The organism is Mesorhizobium sp. M7D.F.Ca.US.004.01.2.1 (assembly GCF_003997785.1).
GTDB classification, from domain to species: domain Bacteria; phylum Pseudomonadota; class Alphaproteobacteria; order Rhizobiales; family Rhizobiaceae; genus Mesorhizobium; species Mesorhizobium loti.
The window spans coordinates 1-3,030 of the sequence record NZ_RZRQ01000508.1 but is presented as its reverse complement, the minus strand read 5'-3'; the positions used below and the strand labels follow the sequence as shown (position 1 = coordinate 3,030).

General features: G+C 62.1%; 4 protein-coding genes. 1 reads left to right on the top strand and 3 read right to left on the bottom strand.

The window, feature by feature from the left end; translation table 11 throughout:
* The 3 genes from EN993_RS33880 to EN993_RS33870 all read right to left on the bottom strand — a co-directional run.
* Positions 1-242 (bottom strand): rhodanese-like domain-containing protein (locus EN993_RS33880; RefSeq protein ID WP_281040592.1); only part of this gene is annotated, 242 nt, incomplete at its 3' end.
* A 35-nt stretch (positions 243-277) separates the two neighbouring features.
* A complete protein-coding gene (locus EN993_RS33875; RefSeq protein ID WP_127266059.1) occupies positions 278-1,021 on the bottom strand; it encodes an alanyl-tRNA editing protein in 744 nt (247 codons plus the stop codon).
* On the bottom strand, positions 1,021-2,055 hold the full coding sequence (locus tag EN993_RS33870; RefSeq protein WP_127266058.1) for a cysteine synthase A: 1,035 nt from the start codon (positions 2,053-2,055) through the stop codon (positions 1,021-1,023). Before EN993_RS33870 ends, EN993_RS33875 begins: the two co-directional genes overlap by 1 nt.
* A gap of 226 nt (positions 2,056-2,281) precedes the next feature.
* Between EN993_RS33870 and EN993_RS33865 the strand changes: the two genes are divergently transcribed.
* The coding region (locus tag EN993_RS33865; protein ID WP_164757992.1) for an SDR family oxidoreductase at positions 2,282-3,030 on the top strand (749 nt) is incomplete at its 3' end.

Genomic DNA, 3,030 nt, shown 5'->3' with positions numbered 1-3,030 from the left:
CCCACATACTGGGCGACATGCTGCGGCGACGGCAACGTATGCGGCAGCGACGAATCGGGATCTGAAACTGCATCCTGATCCAGGAACCGGGCGCCCGGAATGTGCGCCGCCTCGTATTCGCCGCGCGCATCGCGCTTTTGCGCCGGGAGATACCAGGACGCGTCGACGACCACCAAGCCTGGCTCACTGAGGCGCTCCTGCAGCCAATCCGCATCAACGGTGAAAGGGCTATCTTCGGCCATTCTGGTTCCCTCTGTCCTCGGCAAAGCGTTGTGTATCAGGCCGCCGGCATCGGACCGAAGCGGATGCGGAAGCGCCTGTTTTCGCGACCCTTCTTCTCGATCTTGCCGATGTGGATTTCGCCGACTTCGCCGGTGCTTTTGACATGGGTGCCGCCGCAGGGCTGGCTGTCCACCGAAGCGTTGTCGCCGATGCAGACCAGGCGGATCTTGCCGGTGCCGACAGGTGGCCGCACATTCTTGGATTTGACCAGGCCGGGGTTCACGGCCAGTTCCTCGTCGCTGATCAGCCTGACAAAGATCAGGTGATCGGCCCGCACCAGCTCCATCAGCCCTGCGGTGACGTCCTCCTTGGTGAAGCCGGCATCGGGAGCATCGAAATCGACACGGCTGTCGTCTTCTGAAACCGAAGCACCCGTGATCGGGAATGGGCAGACGACGGTGAGCAGATGGCAGGCAGCATGCATGCGCATCAAGAGATGCCGCCGCTCCCAGTCGATCGCCAGCCTCACCTTCTCGCCGACCTGCGGAACCGCTTGCTCCGGCGCCGGCACATGGATGATCTCGTCCTTTGTCTCGCCCGTAATGGTGGCGGCGATGGCGATGCGGCCGCCGTCGCCGCGCTCGACATAGCCGGTGTCGCCCGGCTGACCACCTGACGTGGCGTAGAAGATCGTCCGGTCGAGAATGATGCCGCCGCGATCGTTGACGGCAACAACCGTCGCATCCGCCGTGCGCAGATAGGCGTCGTCACGAAACAGGGCATCCGTCCTGTACGCCATCAGGCGACTTTCTCGAACGGCACCGAGATCGTGCTCTTCAGCTCCATCCAACCCGGCACCGGCAGCTGCTTCTCGCGCAGGAATTCCGGGTTGAACAGCTTCGACTGATAGCGTGAGCCGTAGTCGCAGAGAATGGTCACAATGGTGTGGCCGGGACCTAATTCCCTGGCCAGACGGATCGCGCCGGCAATGTTGATGCCGGTCGAACCGCCGACGCAAAGGCCCTCTTCCTGGATCAGGTCGAAGACGATCGGCAGCGCCTCCTCATCGGGGATCTGGAATGAAAAATCCGGCGTGAACCCTTCGAGATTGGCGGTGATGCGCCCCTGCCCGATGCCTTCGGTGATCGAGCTGCCTTCGGACTTCAGCTCGCCGCTGGTATAGAAGGAGTAGAGCGCAGCCCCTAGCGGATCGGCGAGCGCGATCTTCACATCCTTGCTTTTCGCCTTTAGCCCGAAGGCGACGCCGGCCAGCGTTCCGCCCGAACCGACCGCCGAGACAAAGCCATCGACCTTGCCGCCTGTCTGGTTCCAGATTTCTTCCGCCGTGGTGCGAATATGGCCGTCACGGTTGGCGACATTGTCGAACTGATTGGCCCAGATGGCGCCGTTCGGCTCGGTCCTTGCCAGTTGCTCGGCCAGCCGCCCCGACAGTTTCACGTAATTGTTGGGGTTCTTGTATGGCACCGCAGGCACCTCGATCAGCTCGGCGCCGAGCAGTTTGATCGTGTCCTTCTTCTCCTGGCTCTGTGTGTCCGGAATGACGATGACGGTGCGGTAGCCGAGCGCCTTGGCGACCAGCGTCAACCCGATGCCGGTGTTGCCGGCCGTCCCTTCGACGATGACGCCGCCTGGCTTCAGCAGCCCACGCTGCTCGGCGTCGCGGATGATGAACAGGCCCGCGCGATCCTTGACCGACTGGCCCGGATTCATGAATTCGGCCTTGCCCAGGATCTCGCAGCCGGTTTGCTCGGAAGCTTTGTTGAGGCGGATCAGAGGCGTGTTGCCGATCGCGTCGATCACAGAACGGGGCATTCAGGATTCCTTGTGTGCATGCGCCGAAACCCTAGAAACCCGACGCTTCGGTTTCAAGGCAAGAATTTGTCTGGTCCAGTCGCATTTGCGGTACTGTAGTTGCGTCAACGCTTCCCGAGACCGACCTCTTACGCCACTGTTCATTTCCGGCTGACGTTGAAAAGCAGCTTTTCATTCGATTTCTTCACCGCTAGAGCAAAGCATCAACAAGTCGACAGGGCGCAGCATGACACTCTACCGGGCCAACCCGAAGCACGGCGTCGCCTGGATCACGGGCGGCAGCAGCGGCATCGGCCGTGCGCTGGCCAGGGATCTTGCGTCCCAAGGCTATGCCGTGGCGGTGACAGCGCTCGACGACGATCCGATCGACACGCTTGTCGTCGAGACCGCGCAGATGCCGGGCAGCGTCACGGCCTTTCCCTGCGACGTCACCGACGAGCCGCGCATGGCAAGAACCGTCGCCGCGATCGAGAAGGAGCTCGGCCCCATCGTGCTCGCCATCTTCAATGCTGGAAACTACATTTCGACGCCGGGTGAAAATCTTGTCGTCAACGACTTTCGCCGGACCTTCGAGGTCAACTATTTCGGCATCATCAACGGCCTGGTGCCCGTCATCGAACGCATGCGTGTACGGGCACGCGGCCATGTCGTGCTGGTCGGCTCCGTCACGTCCTATTTCGGCTGGCCGACAACGGCCGCCTATGGCGGCACCAAGGCGGCAATCAACATCCTGGCCGAGTCGCTGAAGTACGATTTCGACAAGATGAACGTGCGCATCCAGGTGTTCAATCCTGGCTTCATCGACACCCCGCTGACCGAGAAGAACATGCTGCCGATGCCGGGGCTGATGCCGGTCAACCGCGCGTCGCGTCGCATGGCGCGGGGCATCAAGTCCGGCGGTTTCGAAGTCACCTTCCCGCGCCGGACAAGCTGGCCGCTGAAACTGCTCGGCCTGCTGCCGAGGCCGCTGTGCAG